Here is a 21,182-nt window from a genome sequence, read left to right as displayed (position 1 = left end):
TCGCGGACATCGGTGCGATTCTGCACGTCACGAACGATCCTAGGGCTGTGCCACCTGGATGCTCCAGGGCTGCGGGGTGCCGTCGATGCGCCTCGCCTCCTCGACCTCGACCACCATCGGACCCGACTGCCAGGTGCGCGAGACGGTCTCGGGAAGCTCGACCTGCGTCAGCTCGGGCGTCGCCCCGTGCGTGGTGATCTGCAGCTTCCCGTAGTCGCCGGCACTGATCGCGGCCTCCCCGCCAGCCCCCGTATAGAGGTACAGACCGGCGCCCTCACCGGAGAGGGTCGCATCGAACGTCGGAAGGACGTCGACGGCGGAGAGCGTCATCTCCCACACGCCACCCGAGATGACCTGGATGCTGTTGGTCGCCACCGGGGTCGGGTCTTCACCCCGCGCCGCGGCGTCCGCACCAGCCGTGTTCACGAGCCATTGCGTGGTGTCGCCCGGGATGCCGCTGCTGAACTCCACGTCCTCCGTGGCCTGCGGGTTCGCGACCAGGAAGGTGACGTCGCCCATGGTGTCGACGACCTCCAGCACTGCGAGCTCTCCGGCGCCGGAAGGAAGCAGGACGTCGATGTTCGCCTCCCCGTATCCGCTGAGCGGCACCCCTGGCTCGAGCGTGAGCTCTGGTGCCGGATCGGTCACGACGGCGTCGCCCTCCAACCCGACCGGCGTCGACGTCGTGCTGCTCTCGGCGGCAGAGCTCTCCCGCGAGTCGGAGGCGAACTGCAGCAGCTGGATGCCGGCGGCGACCACGAACAGGAGGATGGCGAGGATCGAGACGGCGACGCCCTTGGCGCCCGAGCGGAAGCCGCGCCTGATGGATGGGGCCGCGAAGATCAGGGCAAGGACGATCCCGAACCAGAGGCCCACGACGGCCGCGACGATGGCGGCGACGCCGGCACCCACAGCGAAGCCCGGCTTGAGCCCGGGCTGGTTGCCGGTCGGCCTGCCGCCTTGACGAGCCGCGCGACCAGACGGCGCCGGCGGGAGTGGCGGTGGCGGGGCTTGCCCCGCGGTGGTGGGCTGCGGCGCGTCGGCCGCCTCGAAGGGAGCCGACACCGAGGGAGCCGCGGGCCCGGACCCGCGCCGCAGGGCATCCTGCGAGCCGCCGTGCGTGTAGGCGAGGCCGCGCTTCGCACCCTCCCCGAGCCGGTCGAGGTCGTACGTGGCGCGCGCTGCGGTGCTCGTCGCGGCGCGCCCCTCATCGCGGGCGAGCTGCTCGGCCGCGCGCTGCGCATCCCGCGCCGACTGGCCCGCCGAGCGCTGAGCGTCCTGGGACGTCTGATCGAGGGCACGCTGCCCATCCTGCGCGCGCTGCGCGGCAGCCCGCTCGGCGTCCCTGGCCCGCTGCTCGCGCCCCTGCTCGATGCGGTCGGCGCCGCGACTCGCGGTGTCGGACCACTGCCGCACGAAGTCAGGCGCCTTGTAGTCCGCCGGCGGCGTGTACCCGTTCTTGCTCTCCACCACGGTCGCACCCCTTTGTCACTGTCTGCGCCCATTCAACACCACACCCCCGACAGGCGAGCCGTTGTCACCCGGGCACCCCTGGCGTAGCCTTGTCCTGTCATTAGAACGAATCGCTTCAGCGCAGAATCGAGAGCACCATGAGCGCATCCACCCGCGCACGCATCGGCGTCGTCGGCTACGGGGCTGGCGGCCACCGCTTCCACGTGCCCTACATCCAGGCCGTCGAGGACTGGGAGCTCGCCGGCGTCGTCACCCGCTCAGCGGAACGGCGCGCGATCCTCGCCACCGAGGCACCCGGCGTGCCAGCCTTCGATTCGCTCGACGCCCTCCTCGATGCCGGCGTGGACGCGGTCGTCATCACCACCCCACCAGACACACGCCGCGAGCTCGTCCTGCGCGCCCTCGAGCGCGGCGCGCACGTCGTCGCCGACAAGCCCTTCGCGCCCACCGCGCAGGGAGCGCGAGAGCTGCAGGCAGCCGCGGAACGCAGCGGGCGCATCCTCACCGCCTACCAGAACCGCCGCTGGGACACCGACCTCGTCACCCTCAAGCAGGTCATCGACGAAGGCCAGCTCGGGGACATCTGGCGCGTCTCCTCCCGCATGGACCAGGATGACTCCGGCACCCTCGAGACCGGCCCAGCCCACGGCCTCCTGCGCGACCTCGGCAGCCACCTCGTCGACCAGATGGCCTTCCTCTTCGGCCCCGTCGAGCGCGTGAGCGCCCACCTGGACATCACCGCGGTGGACGGCGTCGAGGTCGACTGCGGCTTCGACGTCGCCCTCCACCACGCGAACGGCGTCTTCACCCGCGTCGCCTCGAGCAAGATCAACCACCTCGACGGTCGCGAGCTCATCGCGTACGGCGACCTCGGCGCCTACGAGTCGAGCATGGACGACGTGCAGACGGCGCAGATCGATGCCGGCCTGCGCCCAGCATCCGCCGCCGCCGCTGCCTGGGGACTCGAGGCCGAAGCGCGCTGGGGCACCCTGCACACCACCGAGGGCAGCAGGCAGATCCCGTCCGCGCGCGGCGACTACGCCGAGTACTACCGGATACTCCTCACCGCAGTCCGGGGCGAGTCCGCTCCCCCGGTCCCCATCGAGCAGGCCGTGCACACCGTCGAGATCCTGGATGCGGCACGCGAGAGCGCGCGCACCGGACTCACCGTGGAGATCTGAGCCGCTCCCCCTCGACCCTCCACCCCGCTACCATCAAGGCACGGGGTGCGACGGCGGGCCAATGGAGGCTCGCCTGCGAAGGGGGAAGCATGATCCACGGAACTGAATTCACCGGACTGCGCGAGGCGCTCGACGACATCGAGCCGAGCCTGCGGACCGGACTCGAACGGCTCATCGACGACGTCGATGCCGACGACATCGCCACGCGCGAGCCACGCGACATCGTGGGTGCCGCGGCGACCATGCGCCGGCTCGCCACACGACGCAAGAAGGGCGAGACCCTCATCGCCGTGTTCACGCCGACGCTCAAGGAAGAGGGCTGGAGCTCCCGGCGCACGATCGTCGACATCTGCACCGCGGATGCGCCCTTCCTCGTCGACTCCGTGACGGCGGCGATCGCGCGCCAGGGGCTCGCCGTGCACCTGCTCGCACATCCCGTCGTCTCGGTTCGCCGCGACGACGACGGCGAGCTGCTCGAGATGCACGCCCACGGCGGCACCCTCGAATCGTGGATCCACCTCGAGATCGACCGCATCCCCACGGAAGAAGGACGCGACGAACTCGCCGACCGCCTGCAGCACGTGCTCGACGACGTGCACACCGCGGTCGCCGACTGGCGGCCCATGCGCCGCGCCTGCCTCGACCTCGTCACCGACCTTCGCACGGAGCCGCCCACGAGCGTCGATGACGGCGAGGTCACCTCCGCCGTCGAATTCCTGACCTGGCTCGCGGAAGACAACTTCACGTTCCTCGGCTACCGCGAGTACTCGCTCGAGACCGATGAGCGGGGCGAGGAGGTGCTGCGCCCGCTGCCGCACACCGGACTCGGCATCCTCCGCCGACCGTCCACCGCGACCACCCACCTCACCCCGGAGGCCCAGCGCACCGCCCGCGAGCCGCGACTGATCACCATCACGAAGGCGAACTCCCGCGCCACCGTGCACCGCGACGTGTACCTCGACTACATCGGCGTCCGCAGCTTCGACGAGGCGGGCAACGTCACCGGGGAGCTCCGCTTCCTCGGCATGTTCACGTCCGTCGCCTACGCCGCCTCCGTGCTCACCCTGCCCATCGTGGGCGCCAAGGTGCGATCCGTGCTCGCCGCATCCGGCCACGCACCGAACTCCCACTCCGGCAAGGACCTCCTGCAGATCCTCGAGCAGTACCCGCGAGACGAGCTGTTCCAGGACAGCACCGAGCACCTCCACGCCGTCGCGTCCGAGATCAGCCGGCTGCGAGAGCGCAGGCGCTACCGCATCTTCCTGCGCCGCGACGAGTTCGGCAGGTTCGCGTCCGCGCTCATCTACCTGCCGCGAGACCGCTACAACACGACCGTGCGCCTCCGCATCGAGCAGGAGCTCCGCACCGCCTTCGATGCGAGCCAGGTCGACCACGCGACGAAGGTCGGCGACTCCCCGCTCGCCCAACTCCACTTCGTCGTGCGCGCCGCCAAGGGCGTGCACCTGCCAGAGGTCTCCGAGCAGGACATCCAGCCCCGCATCGAGCGCGCCATCCGCGGCTGGGACGAGGAGCTCGTCGATGCCCTCCACCTCGACCACGATGAGGAGCGGGCAGCCGAGATCCTGAGCACCTACGGCTCTGCCTTCCCGGAGGGCTACAAGGAGAACATCCCCCCGAGCGACGCCGTGAAGGACATCGCCCTCCTCGAGCAGCTCGATGAGGACACCACCTTCGCCGTGCACCTCTACGCGCCGGAAGAGGACGAGCCCGGGAAGCGCTACTTCACGTTCGCGTCGCACGACGTGTACCCGCTCACGATGGTGCTCCCCACCCTCACCGATCTGGGCGTCGACGTCGTCGACGAGCACCCGTACGTCGTGACCCTGCCGGACGGGCGCAACCTGCACATCTCCGACTTCGGGCTCACCGCGCCAAGCGCGTCCGTCTGGAACGACGCCGACTGGGGCGCCGAGCTCGAGTCGGTCTTCAGCGCCGTCTGGTCTGGGGCCGCAGAGAGCGACCGTCTCAACTCGCTGGTCCTCTTGGGCGGGCTGCGCTGGCGGCAGATCGTGATCCTCCGCGCCATCAGCATGTACTTGCGGCAGGTCGGCACGACGTTCTCCGTCGACTACATCGAGCAGGCCCTCATCGCCAACCCCGTCATCGCCGCCGACATAGTTCGGCTCTTCGAGACGAGGTTCGACCCGGACTTCGCCGGCGACCGAGAAGCGGCGCTCGCCGCGCTCGCCGCGCAGCTCCAGGAGGCCCTCGACAACGTCGCCAGCCTCGACTACGACCGCATCCTCAGCTCCATGATCGGCATCGTCGACGCCACCTGGCGCACCAACTTCTACCAGGTGGATGCGCAGGGCGAGCCCAAGTCGTGGGTGTCGATGAAGCTCGACTGCACCCGCGTGCCCGGCCTCCCGAAGCCCCACCCCATGGCTGAGATCTGGGTGTACTCGCCCGAGGTCGAGGGCGTCCACCTCCGCTTCGGCCGCGTCGCACGCGGCGGGCTGCGCTGGAGCGACCGGCGCGAGGACTTCCGCACCGAGGTGCTCGGCCTCGTGAAGGCGCAGATGGTGAAGAACGCCGTCATCGTGCCGACCGGGTCGAAGGGCGGCTTCTTCGCGAAGCAGCTCCCCGCGCCCAGCGACCGGGGCGCGTGGCTCGAGGGCGGCCGATCCGCCTACCGCACCTTCATCCGCGGGCTGCTCGACATCACCGACAACCGCGACGGCGCCGACATCGTGCCGCCGCCACGGGTTGTGCGCCACGACGGGGACGACTCCTACCTCGTCGTCGCCGCCGACAAGGGCACGGCCTCGTTCTCCGACATCGCGAACGGCATCTCCGAGGAGTACGGCTTCTGGCTCGCGGATGCGTTCGCGTCCGGCGGCTCTGCCGGCTACGACCACAAGGGCATGGGCATCACCGCCCGCGGCGCGTGGGAGTCCGTGAAGCGGCACTTCCGGGAGCTCGGCCACGACACGCAGACGCAGGACTTCACAGTCGTGGGCGTCGGCGACATGTCGGGTGACGTGTTCGGCAACGGCATGCTGCGCTCGGAGCACATCCGCCTCGTCGCGGCGTTCGACCACCGGCACGTGTTCGTCGACCCGACCCCGGATGCGGCGGCCACGTTCGTGGAGCGTCAACGACTCTTCGACCTCCCCGGCTCCTCGTGGGACGACTTCGACCGCAGCGTCATCTCGGAGGGCGGCGGCGTCTTCCCGCTCTCCCAGAAGTCGATTCCGGTGACGCCGCAGATGCGGGAAGCGCTCGCCCTCGACGCCGACGTGCAGCGCCTGACCCCGCTCGAGCTGAAGAAGGCCGTGCTGCTCGCCCCCGTCGACCTCCTCTGGAACGGCGCCATCGGCACCTACATCAAGGCCAGCGACGAGACGAACGCGGAGATCGGCGACCGCGGCAACGACGCAGTCCGCGTCGACGGCCATCAGCTCCGACTGCGCGTCGTCGGCGAGGGCGGCAACCTCGGCGTGAGCCAGCGCGGTCGCATCGAGGCGGCCCTCGCCGGGGTGAGCCTCAACACCGACGCGATCGACAACTCAGCTGGCGTCGGCACCTCCGACCGCGAGGTCAACATCAAGATCCTCCTCGGCGCCGTGGAACGTGACGGGCGCCTCGACCGCGACGCCCGCAACGAGGTGCTGCGCGCCATGACCGACGAGGTCGGCACGCAGGTACTGCGCGACAACTACGAGCAGAACGTGCTCCTCGGCAACTCGCGCTCGAACGCCGCCAAGATGCTGCCGTCCCACAAGCGGCTCATCACGTGGCTGGAGGAACGCGACGAGCTCGACCGCGACCTCGAGTTCCTGCCGAGCAACGCCGAGATCAGGCGCCGCATCGACGAGGGGCGCGGCCTCACGAGGCCCGAGTTCTCGGTGCTCGTCGCCTACGCGAAGCTCGCGCTCAAGAGCGACCTCGCCGAGACCGACCTCGCCGAGGACCCGTGGTTCGCGAACACCCTCGCCGAGTACTTCCCGGCCGAGGTGCGCGAGCGGTACGCGGACGACCTGCACGCGCATCCGCTGCGCCAGGAGATCATCGTGAACTCCGTCGTGAACTCGATGGTCAACCGTGGCGGCATCACCTTCGCCTACCGGGCCCAGGACGAGACGGGTGCGACGAGCGAGGAGATCGCGCGCGCCTACGTCGCTGCCCGAGAGATCTTCGACCTGCGCGGCTTCGTCGTCGAGATCGAAGCCACCGACAACCTCGTGCCTGCGTCCATCCAGACCGAGCTCTACCTCGGCTTCCGTCGACTCCTCGACCGAGCGACTCGCTGGATCGTGCAGCACCGGCCCGACAGCATCGACGTCGGTGCGGAGATCGAACGGTTCAGCGGCCCGGTCGCGCAGTTCGCGAGCCGCATGGGCGAGCTGCAGCAGGGTGAGGAACGCGAGCGCTTCGACGCCCGCGTGCAGGAGTTCGAAGACGCCGCCGTTCCGCGTGCGCTTGCGCTGCGCGGGGCTGGCCTCCTCGAGCTCATGCCGCTGCTCGACATCATCGAACGCGCGGGCCAGCACGGATGGGACCTCGAGGAGTTCGTCGGCCTCTACTACGTGCTGTCGGCGCGCGTCAGCTTCGACGACATGCTCGTGCGGGCGACGGCGCTGCCGCAGGACGACCGCTGGGGGTCGATGGCGCGCGCCGCCATGCGCGACGACCTGTACGCCGTCATGATCGAGCTCGCCGCTTCCGTCATGACGCAGACGGAGCCAGCCGAGCACACCGCTCGCATCGACGCTTGGATCAGCCAGCTCGGCCCCAGCGCCACCCGCGCGCTCGACGAGGCTGCGGATGCGGTGCACGCTGGCGACGACACGGGGCTCGCCACGCTGTCGGTCGCGCTGCGGCGCCTGCGGTCGCTCGTGCGCTGACCGCGGGCGCGGGTCCGGGCCGGAACGCCGGCCCTTACCGCTCAGCGGCGAGCGCACGGAATACGGGCACGAGCGAGTCAGGCACCGGCTCGTAGGAGAAGCGATCGGGACCGGAGAATCGTGATCCCTCGTTCCACATGGCAGCCGTGACACCTGACGTTGCGGGGTCGTAGTCGATCTCGAAGCGACTGAGCTCCGAGACGTGCTGCATGAAGAGCTTCGATGCGCGCCCGTTGCCTTCACGGAACGGATGCGCATGGTTGACGTACGCGAACACCTCGGCAGCCGCGGCCGCGAACTGGTCGATGTCGAGCTCCGACCAGTCGAGCTCGTCGATGATCCGGCCGGCGTCCTCGAGGTATCTGGGGATGTCGTCGAGCTCCGCGAACCCGAACTGGTCTTTGTAGATGGGCACCGTGCGGTACCCCCCTGCCCACTCGTAGATGCTCCCGAAGAGCTGCTTGTGGAGCGCTTTCAAGTGTGCAGCGTCGTAGGTCTTCGGGATCGACAGCAGACCCTCTTCGACGAGCGCCTGCTGCGCATTCGCCTCGGCGAACTCCGCCTTCGCCAGATCGGCCTTGTCCCGCAGCCCGAAGAGGTTGCTCAGCACAGAACCGCCCGGCTCCCAGAGGTACGAATCCCAGGCGGCGGAGTGGGCCGCCATCAGCTCGCGGCAGCGCGTGCGTGCGTGCGCTCGATCGCACCGGCGACTCGACGGTCGTACTCGGCCTTGTCGATGGCTCCGCGCAGCAGGTCAGTCAGGTTCTCGACGTCTTCGCGATTCGGCACCCAGCCCTCGTGCCAGCTGGAGGCGAGCGCGTTCACGACGATCTTGCGCTGCTTTGCGCTCAGCGGGGCGAAGAGCTCCGGCCAACGCTCCTGGATGTCGAATTCGACGGCCATCTCGAGCCTCTCGCTCAGTGGGCTCCAAGTCTACCAAGCAGCCCATCCCGCACCCTAGCTTTACCGATCGATACAGCGTATTCTCTGTACCAATCGGTAAAGAACCGGTGGTGACATCGAGGAGCTTCCATGGACGAGCGTCCGCCCCTTCCCCCGTTCACAGCAGAGACCGCTGCACGCAAAGCGCGGGCGGCCGAAGATGCCTGGAACACCCGTGATCCCGAGCGGGTCTCCCTGGCCTACACCGTCGAAAGCGCCTGGCGGAACCGTGATCGGTTCGTGAGCGGGCGCGCCGAGATCGTGGCGCTGCTCACAGAGAAGTGGAACCGGGAGCTCGACTACCGGCTCATCAAGGAGGTCTGGGCCTACGAGGGGAACCACATCGCCGTCCGCTTCGTCTACGAGTCCCACACCGCAGCGGGGCAATGGTTCCGTTCGTTCGGCAACGAGAACTGGGAGTTCGATGAGCACGGCCTGATGCGTCGTCGACTCGCGGCGATCAACGACGTTCCGATCGACGAGGCCGACCGGCTCTTCCACTGGCCCCTCGGCCCGCGACCGAGCGATCACCCCGGGTTGACCGAGTTGGGCATCTGAGCGTCATGGCCAAGCCGTCGACGACTCGTGAGGCCGTGCTCCCCCTCCTGACGGAGGCGTTCCGCGAGCACGGATACGAGGGGGCCAGCATGGCCATCCTCCAGGACGCGACCAGCCTCGGCCGCGGGAGCCTGTACCACTTCTTTCCCGGTGGCAAGGAAGAGATGGCGGCGGCAGTCCTCGCCGACATCCAGGCATGGTTCGACGAGCGCATCTTCACGCCGCTGCGCGCCGCCAGCACCAACGCGGAGGAGGCGCGACAGGGCATCCACGCCATGATCGACGAGGTACGGGACTACTTCCGTTCCGGTCGGCGCGCGTGCCTCCCCGGCGCGTTCGCCATCGGCCGCGAACGCGACCAGTTCGATGAGGCCGTGCGCGGCTACTTCACCGATTGGGTCGACTCGCTCACTGCCGCCCTGGCCGCCGCAGGGTCGCCGGAGCCCCGCTCGCACGCGCTCCAACTGGTCGCTGCCATTCAGGGCGGCATCGTCCTCGCCCGCGCCCTGAATGATCCCGACGCGTTCGACACCGTCATCGACGCAGCTCGTCGTGCACACGATCTCTGAACTCCTGGAGGCGGAGGCGGACCCTCCCGGCCCAACCTCATCCTGCAGACCAGTGCCCGGTGGCCCCACGGCCCCCTAGGAGAACTTGCGGCCCTCGTCGCGCTTGTACAGGAACACGGCGAGGAAGCCGAGGACCGCCGTCCAGACGAGGATGCCGATCAGCGCCCACACGGGGAACTCACCACCGGAGACGGTCGCGATGACGAGTTCGCGGGCCTGACGGACGGGCAGCACCTTCGACGCCGAGTCGAGCCAGTCAGGGAACAGGAAGGGCGGCAGGAACAGGCCCCCGCCGAACGCGAGCAGGAACATCAGCACCTGCGTGATCGCGATGGCGGCCTTCGGGCCGGCGGTCGTGCCCACGATCGCGCCGATGAGGGCGGAGGGAACCGCGGTGAGCACGACGGCGACGAGTCCGAGCAGCACGCGCATCGGGGTCGGGTCGGCGGCCGTGAACAGTCCGCCGACGATGAGCAGGGGGATGATCGCCAGCGTCGCCATGACCAGCGTGCTGATCACGAGACCCGCGATGCGCGCCGACGGCTTGCCGGGCAGCGTGCGCAGGTAGGGCACCCACGGCTTCGACCGCTGCTCTGCCAGGTCGAGGCCGAGACTGAAGAGACCGTTGGTCATGAATGCGAAGACGATCATGGACGCGGTGGCCTGCGTCGCGAACGCCGGGTCGTCGACGATGGCGCTCTGCGGCAGCACGAAGAAGCAGAACGCGAGCGTCGGGAAGACGAGCGAGCCGATCACGGCGATGGGCACGCGTGCGGTCTCGATGAGCGAGTACTTGACGTGCGTGGCGATGAGTCCTGCAGTGGACATGGTCCTCAGCTCCTGTTCTGGGCGTTCTGCGTCATGGCGAGGAACGCCTCCTCGAGCGTGGCTCCGCGAACCGTCAGGTCCGTGAAGGGTGCACCGGATGCGACGAGCGAGCGGATGAACGCGTCCGAGTCGCGGACGAGTGCCGTCACGAGCCCCGCATCCGCTGTCCGCCCACCGGGCGCCGAACCCTCGACAGCTTCGGTGAGGGCGTCGGCGTCGATGGCCTGGATGCGCGCAATGTCAACGCCGCGCATCGTGACGCGTCGCCGGGAGACGCTGCCGACAACCGAGGCGAGGCTGCCGTCGGTGATGACGGTGCCGTGGTCGATGACCACGACTCGCTCGGCAAGCTGTTCGATCTCCTCCAGGTGGTGGCTCGTGACGATGACCGCGCAGCCGCTGCGGTGCTTGGCGCGGAGGGCGTCCCAGAGGCTGCGCCTCGCGTCGACGTCGAGGCCCGTGGTCGGCTCGTCGAGGAGCACGAGCTCCGGGTCCCCGACGAAGGCGAGGGCCACGGCGAGCCGACGCTGCTGCCCGCCAGAGAGCGAGCCGCACTGCTTGCCGAGCAGGGGGCCGAGGTCAAACGCATCCACCAGCCCTCCCCTGGCCGCCGGTCTCGGGAAGTGCGCGGCGACGTAGTCGAGCACCTCCCCGACCTTGAGGGCCTCCGGCAGCGCGCTCGCCTGCGGTGTCGAGCCGACGCGGGTCCGGGTGCGCACGTCGAGCGGGTCGCCGTCGAAGAGCCGAACCGTGCCGGTCGTGGGCGAGCGGAGGCCGAGCAGGAGGGACAGCAGCGTCGTCTTGCCCGCCCCATTCGGGCCGAGGAGGCCCACGCACTCCCCCGCCCGGACGTCGAGGGTGACGCCGTCGAGCGCCACGTGCTGGCCGAAGCGCTTCACGACGTCGGTGACCTCGACGATGGATCGTGTCGGCGTGGTGGTGCGTTGTTCGCGGGTGGGCTGTGCGTCCATGTCATCCTCCGAGGAGCTTCAGGAGCGCCGTCCGGTAGCTGCGAAACGCTGCGCGTCCGGCGGGGCTGATGGTCAAATAGGTGATGGGCTTGCGGCCGGCGAAGGCCTTGTCGATGACGACGTAGCCGGCGTCTTCGAGCTTCGAGAGGTGCGTCGTGAGGTTCCCGGCAGTCATGTCGAGGAGGCTGCGGAGCTTCGAGAAGGTCATCTCGTCGCCGTCGTCGAGGCTCTCGGCGAGGGTCGTCATGATGCGCAGCCGAGCAGGGGCGTGGATGATCGGGTCGAGGTCGATGCTCGTGTCGCTCATGCGGGCACCTCGCCCCGCAGCGTCGGCTCGCTCGAGATGACGCCGGTACGCAGCAGCACGATGAACGTGATGAAGATGAGCGGACCCACGGTGCCGTAGACGAGGTAGTGCGTGGGTGCGCCGAGCGCCGTTGCGACGACCACGAGGGCGACGACTGCGGCGCCGAGCGCGAACTGCGCCTTCGACCGGGACATGGCGGCGCCAGCCATGTAGAGGACGCCGATCGTGAGGGCGAACATGCCCGGCATGAGGAGCGGCGCGAGGTCGGGATCGTCCACCTGGCGAAGGAGCGACGCCGCGAAGAACCAGGCGCCGATCATCGAGATCGACCAGGAGAAGCCGTAGAGCATGCCTGCGGTGTTGCTACGGCCGCGCATCCCGCGTCCCATGGAGATGCCGGAGACCGCCGAGACGATGACGCCGATGACCATGAGCACCCCGAAGACGATGAACGCCGTCGCGGTCGGGATGCGCAGCACCGGGTTGCCCCCGCCGTCCTCGGCACTCCAGAGGGCGAGGAATCCGACGAGCCAGGCGACGGCCCAGGTGGCGAGCAGGATGTAGAGGGCCCGGTCGAGGCGGGTGCGCGTGGTGCGCTGCTGATCGCGCATGAGGGCCAGCATCTCGCTCGGCGCGAGGGCTGCCTCGTCGTCCTGCGACGGGGTGATGCCTGCGGGGGTCGAGCTTCCGTTGGTCTCCATGCAAAGTAGTTTGCGTTACAAACTGGTTTGCGTCAACCCCTGGTACCTGGGCGATAGCCTTGACCGCATGCGCATCGCCACCTGGAACGTCAACTCCATCCGGGCCCGCTCGGGCCGAGTCATCGACTGGATGGTGCGGGCCGACATCGATGTGCTCGCGATGCAGGAGATCAAGTGCAAGCCAGAGCAGTTCCCTCGCGAGGTGTTCGAGGAGGCCGGCTACGAGCTCGAGATCCACGGCCTCAACCAGTGGAACGGCGTGGCCTTCGCGAGCCGCCTCCCCATGAGCGACCCGGAGATCACGTTCGCCGACATGCCCGGCTTCGGCAAGACGACCCCAGAGGGCACGCTCCCCCTCGAGGCCCGCGCGCTCGGCGTCACCGTCGAGGACCTCCGCCTCTGGTCGCTCTACGTGCCGAACGGGCGCGAGCTCACGCACGAGCACTACACCTACAAGCTCGCCTGGCTGAAGGCGCTCCTCGCCGACATGACCACGTGGCGGCAGGCGCATCCGGACACCCCGCTGGCGCTCATGGGCGACTTCAACATCGCGCCCCTCGACATCGACGTGTGGGACCTCGCCGCGTTCGTCGACTCGACACACATCTCGGCTCCTGAGCGCGCAGCGTTCGAGGCATTCCTCGAGGCCGGCTTCGTCGACACCGTCCGCTCGCGTGGCGTCGAGGGCTACACGTACTGGGACTACAAGCAGCTCCGCTTCCCCCGCAACGAGGGCATGCGCATCGACTTCATCCTCGGCAACACCGAGTTCGACGACCTCGTCGTGGATGCATCCATCGAGCGCGACGAGCGCAAGGGCGACGGCCCGAGCGACCACGTGCCCGTCGTCGTGGAGCTCGACCTCGAGACCTCGCTCGACGACGACCGCCCGATGATCTTCTAGAGCCGCCCCCGGGATGGAAACCTCACTTCGTGGCGGGAAGTTCCCCAGCACGAAGCGACTTTTCCATCCCGAGACGCTGGCTCCACCCCGAGACGCGGCTGCTCCTCCAGAGCCAACCTCGGGATGGAAACCTCACTTCGTTGCGGGAAGTTCCCCAGCACGAAGCGACTTTTCCATCCCGAGACGCTGGCTCCGCCCCGAAGCGCTGGCTCCGCCCCCGAGGCGCTGGCTCCGTTCCCGGGACGCTGACTCCGCCCCCGAGGCGCGGCTGCTCTTCTAGAGCCAACCTCGGGATGGAAACCTCACTTCGTTGCGGGAAGTTCCCCAGCACGAAGCGACTTTTCCATCCCGAGACGCTGACCCCACCCCGAGGCGCTGGCTCCGTTCCCGAGACGCTGACTCCGCCCCCGAGGCGCGGCTGCTCTTCTAGAGCCAACCTCGGGATGGAAAGGTCGCTTCGTTGCGGGAAGTTCCCCAGCACGAAGCGACTCTTCCATCCCGAGATGCTGGCCCCTCCCGAGACGCTGGCTCCACCCCGAGACGCTGGCTACTTCTCCGAGCCGGCGACCATGCCCTTGATGAAGTACTTCTGCAGGAAGAGATAGGCCACGAACACGGGCAGGACGGCGAGCAGCGACGCCGCCGCGGCGGCCGGGAGGTTGCTGCTCTGCACCGAGAAGAACGAGGCGATCGCGGGGGCGATGGTCTGCATCTCGGGCGAGGTGAGGATGTACCCAGAGATCGCGAACTCGTTCCACACGGCGACGCCGGTGAGGATGACGACGGTCGCGGTGACCGGCTTGAGCATGGGGAACACGACGAGGAAGAGGATCTGCAGTCGGTTCGCGCCGTCGATGGTCGCCGCTTCCTCCACCGATTGCGGCAGCGACCTCATGAACGCCGTGTAGAGGAAGATGCTCAGCGGCAGCTGGTGCGTGACCATGACGAGGATCGCGCCCCAGTACGTGTTGAGCGCTCCCATCTGGTTGAGCAGCGTGTAGAGCGGAACGAGGATCGACAGCGGCGGCACCATGATGAGGCCGAGGATGCCGAACGAGACGATGCTGTTGAGCGTCGAGGCGCGTCGGGCGAGCGGATACGCGGCCAGCGCTCCCAGCACGCACACGAGCACCGTCGAGACTCCGGTGACGATGACGCTATTGCCGATGGCGCGCAGGATGTTGCCGCTCTCGACGGCGATGGCGAAGTTGCCGAAGAAGATGTCCGTCGTCGGGAACAGCCATTGGGAGGAGCGGTCGGTGCGCTCCTTGAACGCCGTGGTGACGGCGATGAAGAACGGGAGCAGCTGCACGGCGGAGGCGACGAGGAGGACGGCGCCGAGCCCGAGGGCCGTCCCCGTGGCGCGGCTCGTTCGCTTCGGGCGGCCGGTGCTGCGCGCACGCCCACCACTGCGAGGCGGCTTGGTCGGTGGGGCTGGATGCTCCACTTTCGCTTCGGTCACGGTCGTTACAGTCATGCGCGGTCCAGTCGTCGTCGATTGAGCAGGGTGTTGAGCCCGAGGGTGAAGAGCACGATCACGAGGAACAGCACGATGCCCATGCCCGAGGCGTAGCCGGCGCTCTGGTTGTCGAAGTAGGCGACGCCGATGAGCGTCGAGACCGAGTTCGTCGAGTAGCCGGGGCCTCCGCCGGTGAGCACGACGATGACGTCGAAGAGCTTCAGCCCGCCGATGAGGTTGAGCACGATGCTCGTCGCGAACGCCGGCTGCAGGAGGGGCAGCGTGATGTGCCAGAACTGCTTCCAGTACCCGGCGCCATCGAGGGTGGATGCCTCGTAGAGCTCGGTGGGGATCGATTGCAGCCCGGCGAGGTAGATGATCATGGAGACGCCAACGAACTGCAGCGAGTTGACGAGGACGATGATCGCGATCGCGGCGCCGGAGTCGCTGAGCCAGGCGACGCGCTCGCCGCCGAGCCCGACGACGATGTCGTTGAAGGCGCCGTTGTTGTACTGGAAGAGCAGGTAGTACATGGTGCCCATCACCACGGGCGAGACGAGGACCGGCAGGTAGATGATCGCCCGTGCCAGGTTGCGGCCGCGCACCTTCTGGTCGAGGGCGAGGGCGAGCCCGAGCCCGAGGGCCTGCTGGATGATGGTCGACCCGAAGCCGTAGATGAACGTGTTGATGAGGACGAGCCGGAACGTCTCATCCTGGAAGAGGCGGGTGTAGTTCGCGAAGCCGACGTCGCTGCGGTCGGCACTGTACCCGTTCCAGTTCGTGAAGGAGATGGCGGCGCCCGTCACGAGCGGGTAGATGGTGAAGACGGCGAACAGCAGGAGGGCCGGCACGTAGAGCAGGTTCATCCCTGCTCCGGCCAGAGGGGAGGACCCCCTGCTCCGCCGCGCCCTGGGTGCCCTGGGTGCTCTGGGTGCTCTGGGTGCTCTGGGTGGCAGCTTCTGTGGCGATGTTGCAGTGTCAAGCGAGCTCATGGGGATCTCCTCTCAGCATCCGCTCGCCGTTCAGCTCTGGCCCCAGAGGCTGGTGAAGTCGGCGTCGACCTGGGTCACGGCCTGGTCGACGCTCGACTGGCCGGTGATGATCGAGTCGGTGGTGGTCACCATCGTGTTCCACATGCCGTTGGGCAGGTAGACGCGGTCGAAGTACGGCACGAGCGGCGCTGAGCCGGAGATGACGTGGGTGTCGAACGACTCCTGCAGCGGGCCGAGGTCGGCCGAGGCGTCGGTGAGCCCGGGAAGGTTGCCGACGGATTCGGCGAGCACGGTGATGTTCTCGGGCTGGGCGAGGAACGCCAGGTAGGCCTTCGCGTCGTCGAGGTGCTCGCTTGTCTTCGAGATGCCGAAGGCGTTGAACTCTCCGCCGACCAGGTAGGGGTCTTCGCCTGTGAGGGAGGGGACGGGCATGAAGCCGAGGTTGGCGTCCGGGTTGTACTGCAGGGCGTTGTTGGCTGCCTGGTTCTGGCTGAAGACGAAGGCGGTGTTGCCGTCGGCGAGCGCGCGCGACACGTCGTCGGAGGTCGCCGAGGAGTAGTCGGGGTTGAAGTAGCCGGAGGTGCGCCACCCGTCGATGAGGTCGAGCGTCGTCGCGTAGGGCGCGTCGACGAAGGAACCGGCGCTGAGCTCGTCGAGCTGCTCGGGCGTGTATGCGCCGGCGACGATCCAGTCGGTGAGGTTGCCGGCCGGGCCGCCGTCCTTGCCGGACACGGCGATCGGGGCGACGCCGCTCGCGTCGACGGCCGCGGCGGCTTCGGCGAAGTCGTCCCAGGTGGAGATGGAGGCGGGGTCGACGCCGGCCGCGGTGAGCACGTCGGCGTTGTAGATGATGCCTGCGACGTCGGTGTCGATGGGGAGGGCGAAGAACTCGCCGGCGTCGTTGCGCATGGCCGAGTCGAGGGCTGGGTTGAAGTTGGCGGCCCAGGCCTCGTTCTGGAGGGGCTCGAGGAACTCGCTGTAGCGGAGGAGCGACCATCCGTGGGTGGCGAAGATGTCCGGGGCGTCGCCTGCTGCGAGCCTGACCTTCATGTCTGCCTCGTACTGCGAGCTGGGCGCGACGAGGTCGACCGTGACGCCCGGGTTGGCCTCTTCGAAGGCGGCAGTCACCTCCTCGAGGGCGATCATGAGCTTGGAGTCGACCGAGGCGTTGGTCTGGAACTCGATGGTGGTGCCGGATTCGGCGGAGCCTCCACTGCAACCGGTGAGGGCGAGGAGGAGCGTCGCCGCGACGGAGGCTGCCGCGACGGTGGTAGCGCGAGACTTCATTGTCATTCCTTCGTGTGGGCGATGGATCCGGCCGACCGCAAGGACGCGGATGGCTCCATCGCTATCTGCCGACAATTTATGCGAGTAAATATTTATCCGCAAGGGTCAATAAAACAGACAGATATTGTGTTGACGCGAGTAAATAGTCGTGCAATGCTCGAGGTCCTCGCCCGACTCCCCACCGTGGTGGAGCCTGGGTTTTCCTGTCACCTTGAAAGGTCACCAATGTCGCTGTCCCTGGGAATCGTCGGAGCCGGTCAGTTCGCCGGCCAGTTCGCCACCCTCTTCAAACTCCACCCCGGCGTCGACCGGATCCTCGTGACCGACGTGCTGTCCGAGCGCGCGGAGGCGCTCAACGCATCCGCCGAGCTCGACGGAACAGCCGAGAGCTTCGAAGCCCTCCTCGCCGACGACTCGATCGACGCGATCGCCCTCTTCACCCAGCGCTGGACGCACGGTCCGCTGGTGCTCCGCGCGCTGCAGGCAGGCAAGCACGTGTACTCGGCAGTGCCCATGGCCATCTCGGAAGACGAGATCGCCGCCATCATCGAGGCGGTGCGCGAGACCGGCCTCACCTACATGATGGGTGAGACCAGCTACTACAACCCGGCGACGATCTACGCGCGCAACCAGCTCGCCGACGGGAAGTTCGGGCGCATCTTCTACGCCGAGGGCGACTACGTCCACGACATGGACCTGGGCTTCTACGATGCCTACGCCTACTCGGGAGGTGCCGAGTGGAAGCGCACGGCGAGCTACCCGCCCATGCTCTACCCGACCCACTCGATCGGCGGCGTCCTCGGTGCCATCCCGGGCCACGCCACCAGCGTGAGCTGCATCGGCGTGGTCGACGACCGCCAGGACGGCGTCTTCGACCGCGAGATCAGCATGTTCGACAACAACTTCTCGAACGCGACGGCGCTCTTCGAGCTCTCCGAGGGCGGGTCCATGCGGATCAACGAGATGCGTCGCGTCGGCTACCCCTCGCACATCCGCGAGAGCCGGTTCCGCTACTTCGGCACGGAGGGCAGCTTCGAGCAGCTCGCCGAGGTCGCCGTGTGGCAGGACAAGCAGGGCGTCACGGACGTCTCCGACCTGATCGCGACGGATGCGACCGCGGATGCCGACGACCCGTCGCTCGCGCACGTCGCCCCCGCGCTGCGCGACGCGTTCGTGTCCGGACACTCGAAGGTGCACGACACCTCGCGGCTCCCCGCGGAGTTCTCTGGCGTCCACAACGGACACGAGGGCAGCCACCACTTCCTCGTCGACGACTTCGTCACCGCCGTCAACAACCGCACCCTCCCGCCCGTCAACGCCTGGGTCGCCGCGCGCTTCACGCTGCCAGGCATCGTCGCGCACCGCTCAGCCCTGGCTGGCGGGGAGCGGCTCCCGATCAACGATTTCGGCGATGCACCCGCGGCGCTCGGTGCGGTGAGCGCCGACGCCGCACACGCCTGACGGAGCGAGCGATGAAGATGCGGGCGCCCGAGGATCCGGGCGCCCGCATCGACCGTAAGATCGACTCGAGTGAACGAGGAGTAGTGATGCCCGAAGGTGCACCCCGGAAGGTCACGCGCCGGGACGTTGCGCGCCACGCAGGTGTCAGCGATGCCGTCGTCACGTACACCCTCAATGGCCGCGCCCCCGTCGCGCCGGCGACCGCGGCGCGCGTGCGCGAATCGATACGCATCCTCGGCTACACGCCGAACGCCGCGGCCCGCGCGCTGAAGATGGGCTCCTCGCGGCTCATCGGCATCATCGTGCCGGACACCACGAATCCCTTCTGGTCCGAGCTGTGCCAGCAGGTCGAGAACGTGGCGGCGCGTGAGGGGTACGCCGTGCTCGTCGTGAACTCGCGCGACGACGACAACCGGGCCATCGCACTCGCCCGGTCCCTCGCCTCACGGCAGGTCGACGGCTTCCTCGTCGCCTCCATCGTGCATCCGAACGAGGTCACCGCCTTCAACGCGCTCGGCATCCGCTGGGCCACCCTCAACAACCCCCACCCCATCGCAGGCACCATGGGTGTCGGCGTCGACCTCGAGCAAGGCGCGCGCGACGCCACGCGACACCTCATCGACCACGGCTACCGCAGGATCGCGTTCGTCGGCTCGACGAAGGATGCCCGCTACGGCGGGTGGACCACCGAGCTCGCCTCCGCCGGCCTCGAGCCCGGGCTCGTGTTCCCTGCCGACTTCGAACGCCGCTCCGGGTACCTCGCCGGCCGCAACCTCGCCGCCGCGAGCGCCCAGGTCGACGCGGTCTTCATGAGCTCCGACCAGCTTGCGATCGGCGCGATGCGGGCGCTCCACGAGGCAGGTGTCGACATGCCAGGCGACGTCGCCGTCGTCTCGTTCGACGGCACGGACGACGCCGAGTACGCGTGGCCGGGGCTCACGACGCTCGCCCAGCCCATCGCCGAGCTCGCCGAGCAGGCCGTCTTCCGCCTGCTCGGCGTCGGGAGCATCCCGGACGAGCGGCCTCGGGGCGAGCTCGTCATCCGGAGGTCCTGCGGCTGCGAGTGAGCCGGCCGGCTCAGCGGTCGCGGCCTCGCGCCACGCTGATTCGATTCGGGCGAGTGGCGAACTCAGGCGTCGGGGAGCTCGAACTCCCGCGTCTCGTCCCAGGGCTCGGTCCAGCCGAGGCGGTCGAAGATGCCGTCGAGGAGCATCGCCGTGAAGCCCCAGACGAGGTGCTCGCCAGATTCGTTCCGCACCAGGAACGCCGGGCCACGCCACTCCTCGCCGTCGCGGCGCAGCACCGTGGTGCCTCGATTCATGGGGTCCAGCAGCTCGGCGACGGGGGCTCGGAACACGGCGGCCGATTCCGCCTCATCGACGACACCGACCTCGGACGCACGCCGCCACCAGGCGAGCACGGGCGTCACGAGATGCCGCGAGTAGGTGAGGGGCACGGGCTCGAGGGGGCCGAGCACGTCGATGCCATCGGCGTCGAGCCCCGTCTCCTCCACCGCCTCGCGCAGGGCGGCAGCAACCGCGTCCCTGTCCTCCGCGTCGACCCGGCCACCCGGGAACGCGACCTGGCCCGGGTGCGAGCGCAGCGTCGAAGCTCGCGCGAGCAGCAGCACGTCGAGGTCACGGGAGACGGCGCCGGCCTGGGCGTCGCGATCGCTGGGAAGCGAGTCGAGGACGCCGAAGAGAATGAGCACCGCAGCCGAACGGGAGACGCGCACGAGGCGCTCATCGACGGGCGACAGGTGCACGGCAGGCTCTCGCCCAGCAGCCGCGCACTCGGCGAGCTCGGTCAGCTGCGCTCGCGCCGCCTTCGTCACGGGTTCAGGATGCACGGCTTCAGCGTACGCGGCGCTCGCTGGCTCAGCCCTGCACCGCGGCGGTCACGAGCTCGACACCGATCTCGCGCACCGCCGCCGCGTCGGCCTCGGAGATGCCCTCGTCGGTGATGACGGTCGAGAACCGATCGAGCCCGCAGACGCGGTAGATCGAGTAGCTGCCGAGCTTGCTGCTCGTGGCCAGCAGCACCGCGCTGCTCGCCACCTCCATGGCAGCCAGCTTCACATCCACCTTCTCAGCGCTCGGCGTGGTGACTCCACGCTGAGCGTCCCACGAGCTGGCGCTCACGAACGCGATGTCCACTGCGAGCTGGCGCAGCACGCCTGCCGCGAGGTGCCCCACGCTGGAGCGGTTCGCGTGGTCGAGCTTGCCGCCGATGTGCACGACCTCGACGTGAGCATCGCCGATGAGGGAGCTCACGATCGTGAAGTCGTTCGTGACCACCGTGGGCGCTGCCAGCGCCCGGATCGCGGGGAGCAACGACGAGGTCGTCGTCCCCGCATCCAGGTAGTAGACGCCGTCGTCGCGGAGCAGCTTCCCCGCGGCGAGGCCGATGGCCGCCTTCTGCGCCCGCTCCGAGCTCGCCTTCGCGTCGAAGCTGGGCTCGACCGCGACGGAGCGCGCCGAACGCACTCCCCCGGGCACCACCGCGGCGACACCCTGGCTCACGAGCTCCCCGATGTCCCGGCGTACCGTCATGTGCGACACCCCGAGCAGCTCCGTGAGCTGATGCACGCTGAGCACCTCGTGAGCGCTCAGCAGCTCGAGGATCTTCTGACGTCGCTGGTCCGGAATCAACGGCGGCTCCTCGGTGTGGCTTCTCATGCG

19 protein-coding genes are annotated in these 21,182 nt (G+C 68.6%); 7 read left to right on the top strand and 12 right to left on the bottom strand.

Features of this window, described 5'->3' with window-relative positions:
* Positions 1-39: 39 nt before the first annotated feature.
* Positions 40-1,473 carry a hypothetical protein gene (locus ITJ67_RS08670; protein WP_194677359.1) on the bottom strand — a complete coding sequence of 478 codons (1,434 nt, stop codon included), beginning with the start codon at positions 1,471-1,473 and terminating at the stop codon, positions 40-42.
* 137 nt (positions 1,474-1,610) lie between these two features.
* Between ITJ67_RS08670 and ITJ67_RS08665 the strand changes: the two genes are divergently transcribed.
* Positions 1,611-2,654: a Gfo/Idh/MocA family protein gene (locus tag ITJ67_RS08665; RefSeq protein WP_194677358.1), complete on the top strand. Its 1,044-nt coding sequence runs from the start codon at positions 1,611-1,613 to the stop codon at positions 2,652-2,654.
* 89 nt (positions 2,655-2,743) lie between these two features.
* Positions 2,744-7,522, top strand: coding sequence for an NAD-glutamate dehydrogenase (locus ITJ67_RS08660; RefSeq protein WP_194677357.1), 4,779 nt, complete (start codon positions 2,744-2,746; stop codon positions 7,520-7,522).
* A gap of 34 nt (positions 7,523-7,556) precedes the next feature.
* On the opposite strand, the gene ITJ67_RS08655 is transcribed toward ITJ67_RS08660, so the two are convergent.
* A complete protein-coding gene (locus tag ITJ67_RS08655; RefSeq protein WP_194677356.1) occupies positions 7,557-8,186 on the bottom strand; it encodes a Fic/DOC family protein in 630 nt (209 codons plus the stop codon).
* A complete protein-coding gene (locus ITJ67_RS08650) occupies positions 8,186-8,425 on the bottom strand; it encodes a hypothetical protein (RefSeq protein ID WP_194677355.1) in 240 nt (79 codons plus the stop codon). The genes ITJ67_RS08655 and ITJ67_RS08650 overlap by 1 nt, the downstream gene beginning before the upstream one ends.
* Positions 8,426-8,554: 129 nt before the next feature.
* Between ITJ67_RS08650 and ITJ67_RS08645 the strand changes: the two genes are divergently transcribed.
* Together ITJ67_RS08645 and ITJ67_RS08640 are read left to right on the top strand one after the other, a co-directional pair.
* Complete coding sequence (locus tag ITJ67_RS08645) at positions 8,555-9,022, top strand: DUF1348 family protein (protein ID WP_194677354.1); 468 nt, start codon at positions 8,555-8,557, stop codon at positions 9,020-9,022.
* A gap of 5 nt (positions 9,023-9,027) precedes the next feature.
* A complete protein-coding gene (locus ITJ67_RS08640) occupies positions 9,028-9,591 on the top strand; it encodes a TetR/AcrR family transcriptional regulator (RefSeq protein WP_194677353.1) in 564 nt (187 codons plus the stop codon).
* A 75-nt stretch (positions 9,592-9,666) separates the two neighbouring features.
* Here ITJ67_RS08640 and ITJ67_RS08635 read toward each other — a convergent pair whose 3' ends face one another.
* Genes ITJ67_RS08635 through ITJ67_RS08620 form a run of 4 tightly spaced genes read right to left on the bottom strand, consistent with a single transcriptional unit; the run spans position 9,667 to position 12,398 of the window.
* Positions 9,667-10,419 (bottom strand): ABC transporter permease, encoded by a 753-nt coding sequence (locus ITJ67_RS08635; RefSeq protein WP_194677352.1) that lies wholly within the window; start codon positions 10,417-10,419, stop codon positions 9,667-9,669.
* A gap of 5 nt (positions 10,420-10,424) precedes the next feature.
* A complete protein-coding gene (locus ITJ67_RS08630; protein ID WP_194677351.1) occupies positions 10,425-11,390 on the bottom strand; it encodes an ABC transporter ATP-binding protein in 966 nt (321 codons plus the stop codon).
* Position 11,391: 1 nt separating this feature from the next.
* Positions 11,392-11,697: a winged helix-turn-helix domain-containing protein gene (locus ITJ67_RS08625; RefSeq protein WP_104239989.1), complete on the bottom strand. Its 306-nt coding sequence runs from the start codon at positions 11,695-11,697 to the stop codon at positions 11,392-11,394.
* The gene (locus ITJ67_RS08620) at positions 11,694-12,398 is read right to left on the bottom strand and encodes a hypothetical protein (RefSeq protein WP_194677350.1); all 705 of its coding nucleotides are present in this window, start codon (positions 12,396-12,398) and stop codon (positions 11,694-11,696) included. The genes ITJ67_RS08625 and ITJ67_RS08620 overlap by 4 nt, the downstream gene beginning before the upstream one ends.
* Before the next feature lie 67 nt (positions 12,399-12,465).
* On the opposite strand from ITJ67_RS08620, the gene ITJ67_RS08615 reads away from it, so the two are divergent.
* On the top strand, positions 12,466-13,302 hold the full coding sequence (locus ITJ67_RS08615) for an exodeoxyribonuclease III (protein WP_104297979.1): 837 nt from the start codon (positions 12,466-12,468) through the stop codon (positions 13,300-13,302).
* Between the two features lie 547 nt (positions 13,303-13,849).
* Here ITJ67_RS08615 and ITJ67_RS08610 read toward each other — a convergent pair.
* The 3 genes from ITJ67_RS08610 to ITJ67_RS08600 all read right to left on the bottom strand — a co-directional run bounded on the left by ITJ67_RS08610 (position 13,850) and on the right by ITJ67_RS08600 (position 17,040).
* Positions 13,850-14,764 carry a carbohydrate ABC transporter permease gene (locus ITJ67_RS08610; RefSeq protein WP_323741429.1) on the bottom strand — a complete coding sequence of 305 codons (915 nt, stop codon included), beginning with the start codon at positions 14,762-14,764 and terminating at the stop codon, positions 13,850-13,852.
* Between the two features lie 11 nt (positions 14,765-14,775).
* A complete protein-coding gene (locus ITJ67_RS08605) occupies positions 14,776-15,627 on the bottom strand; it encodes a carbohydrate ABC transporter permease (protein WP_201297692.1) in 852 nt (283 codons plus the stop codon).
* A gap of 156 nt (positions 15,628-15,783) precedes the next feature.
* Complete coding sequence (locus ITJ67_RS08600) at positions 15,784-17,040, bottom strand: ABC transporter substrate-binding protein (RefSeq protein ID WP_160073162.1); 1,257 nt, start codon at positions 17,038-17,040, stop codon at positions 15,784-15,786.
* A 225-nt stretch (positions 17,041-17,265) separates the two neighbouring features.
* On the opposite strand from ITJ67_RS08600, the gene ITJ67_RS08595 reads away from it, so the two are divergent.
* Positions 17,266-18,501: a Gfo/Idh/MocA family protein gene (locus ITJ67_RS08595; protein ID WP_194677348.1), complete on the top strand. Its 1,236-nt coding sequence runs from the start codon at positions 17,266-17,268 to the stop codon at positions 18,499-18,501.
* An 86-nt stretch (positions 18,502-18,587) separates the two neighbouring features.
* Entirely contained in the window at positions 18,588-19,568 is a 981-nt protein-coding gene (locus ITJ67_RS08590; protein WP_160073166.1) for a LacI family DNA-binding transcriptional regulator, read from the top strand.
* A gap of 62 nt (positions 19,569-19,630) precedes the next feature.
* On the opposite strand, the gene ITJ67_RS08585 is transcribed toward ITJ67_RS08590, so the two are convergent.
* Positions 19,631-20,350: an NUDIX hydrolase gene (locus ITJ67_RS08585; protein ID WP_160073168.1), complete on the bottom strand. Its 720-nt coding sequence runs from the start codon at positions 20,348-20,350 to the stop codon at positions 19,631-19,633.
* Positions 20,351-20,378: 28 nt separating this feature from the next.
* Positions 20,379-21,179 carry a DeoR/GlpR family DNA-binding transcription regulator gene (locus ITJ67_RS08580; RefSeq protein ID WP_104297975.1) on the bottom strand — a complete coding sequence of 267 codons (801 nt, stop codon included), beginning with the start codon at positions 21,177-21,179 and terminating at the stop codon, positions 20,379-20,381.
* Positions 21,180-21,182 lie beyond the last annotated feature (3 nt).

It is taken from the genome of Pseudoclavibacter sp. VKM Ac-2867, from assembly GCF_015351275.1.
Taxonomy (GTDB): Bacteria; Actinomycetota; Actinomycetes; order Actinomycetales; family Microbacteriaceae; genus Pseudoclavibacter.
The sequence above is the reverse complement of the archived record's forward strand: the minus strand, read 5'-3'. Positions and strand labels throughout refer to the sequence as shown.

Coding starts and splice junctions, on each gene's coding strand:
- ITJ67_RS08625 (WP_104239989.1), bottom strand. CDS start 11,697: ATGAGCGACACGAGCATCGACCTCGACCCGATCATCCACGCCCCTGCT.
- ITJ67_RS08630 (WP_194677351.1), bottom strand. CDS start 11,390: ATGGACGCACAGCCCACCCGCGAACAACGCACCACCACGCCGACACGA.
- ITJ67_RS08655 (WP_194677356.1), bottom strand. CDS start 8,186: ATGGCGGCCCACTCCGCCGCCTGGGATTCGTACCTCTGGGAGCCGGGC.
- ITJ67_RS08600 (WP_160073162.1), bottom strand. CDS start 17,040: ATGAAGTCTCGCGCTACCACCGTCGCGGCAGCCTCCGTCGCGGCGACG.
- ITJ67_RS08665 (WP_194677358.1), top strand. CDS start 1,611: ATGAGCGCATCCACCCGCGCACGCATCGGCGTCGTCGGCTACGGGGCT.
- ITJ67_RS08635 (WP_194677352.1), bottom strand. CDS start 10,419: ATGTCCACTGCAGGACTCATCGCCACGCACGTCAAGTACTCGCTCATC.
- ITJ67_RS08645 (WP_194677354.1), top strand. CDS start 8,555: ATGGACGAGCGTCCGCCCCTTCCCCCGTTCACAGCAGAGACCGCTGCA.
- ITJ67_RS08605 (WP_201297692.1), bottom strand. CDS start 15,627: ATGAACCTGCTCTACGTGCCGGCCCTCCTGCTGTTCGCCGTCTTCACC.
- ITJ67_RS08590 (WP_160073166.1), top strand. CDS start 18,588: ATGCCCGAAGGTGCACCCCGGAAGGTCACGCGCCGGGACGTTGCGCGC.
- ITJ67_RS08650 (WP_194677355.1), bottom strand. CDS start 8,425: ATGGCCGTCGAATTCGACATCCAGGAGCGTTGGCCGGAGCTCTTCGCC.
- ITJ67_RS08615 (WP_104297979.1), top strand. CDS start 12,466: ATGCGCATCGCCACCTGGAACGTCAACTCCATCCGGGCCCGCTCGGGC.
- ITJ67_RS08640 (WP_194677353.1), top strand. CDS start 9,028: ATGGCCAAGCCGTCGACGACTCGTGAGGCCGTGCTCCCCCTCCTGACG.
- ITJ67_RS08580 (WP_104297975.1), bottom strand. CDS start 21,179: ATGAGAAGCCACACCGAGGAGCCGCCGTTGATTCCGGACCAGCGACGT.
- ITJ67_RS08660 (WP_194677357.1), top strand. CDS start 2,744: ATGATCCACGGAACTGAATTCACCGGACTGCGCGAGGCGCTCGACGAC.
- ITJ67_RS08620 (WP_194677350.1), bottom strand. CDS start 12,398: ATGGAGACCAACGGAAGCTCGACCCCCGCAGGCATCACCCCGTCGCAG.
- ITJ67_RS08595 (WP_194677348.1), top strand. CDS start 17,266: ATGTCGCTGTCCCTGGGAATCGTCGGAGCCGGTCAGTTCGCCGGCCAG.